1 protein-coding gene is annotated in these 885 nt (G+C 68.6%); it reads right to left on the reverse strand.

What is annotated here, in order from left to right; all coding sequences use genetic code 11:
• A partial coding sequence (locus tag ACLEQD_RS44425; protein ID WP_410391934.1) for a phosphopantetheine-binding protein occupies positions 1-885 on the reverse strand: 885 nt, incomplete at both ends.

Below are 885 nucleotides of genomic sequence, written 5' to 3' on the forward strand. Positions count from 1 at the left end.
CCACGGTGGGGGCTTCGAAGAGGGCGCGCAGGGGCAGTTCCACGCTGAACTCGGCGCGCACGCGGGACACTACCTGGGTGGCCAGCAGGGAGTGGCCACCCAGCTCGAAGAAGGAGTCCTTCACGCTTACCTGGGGCAGGCGGAGGACCTCCGCCCAGATGGACGCCAGCTTTGCTTCGACTTGCGTGCGAGGTGCCTCGTAGGTGCTGCCTGACTGCGGCGCATCCGGCTCCGGCAGGGCCTTGCGGTCCACCTTGCCGTTGGAGTTGAGGGGCAGTGCGTCCAGCACCACGAAGGTGGAGGGCACCATGTACTCAGGGAGCCCCTGACGTAGCTGCGTCTTGAGGGCTTCCACTTCCAGCGAGGCATCCGCCCTGGGCGCGACGTAGGCGACCAGCCGCTTGTCTGCGGCTTCGCCCTTGGCGACGACGACGGCGTCCTTGAGGCCTGGAGCGCGGCGGAGCGCCGCTTCGATTTCGCCCAGCTCGATGCGGAAGCCACGCACCTTCACCTGGAAGTCGATGCGACCGAGGTACTCCAGCCTCCCGTCCACGCGGTAACGGACGCGGTCGCCCGTGCGGTACATGCGGCCACCCGGAGGGCCGTAGGGCTCCGGCACGAAGCGCTCCGCGGTGAGTTCCGGACGCAGCAGGTAGCCACGCGCCTGGCCTTCACCGGCGAGGTACAGCTCACCAGCGACGCCCACAGGTACCGGCTGCAACGAGGCGTCGAGCACGTAGGCGCGCGTGGCGGGCAGAGGCCTGCCGATGAGGGGCACCTCGTCACGGCCGACGAGTGAGGCGGTGGAGTAGGTGGTGTCCTCGGAGGGCCCGTAGAGGTTGTAGAGCTTCTCTACCGTCGGGACGGCGTAGACCTGCCTGGCCA

It is taken from the genome of Corallococcus sp. 4LFB, from assembly GCF_046520365.1.
In the GTDB taxonomy this organism is placed as follows: domain Bacteria; phylum Myxococcota; class Myxococcia; order Myxococcales; family Myxococcaceae; genus Corallococcus; species Corallococcus caeni.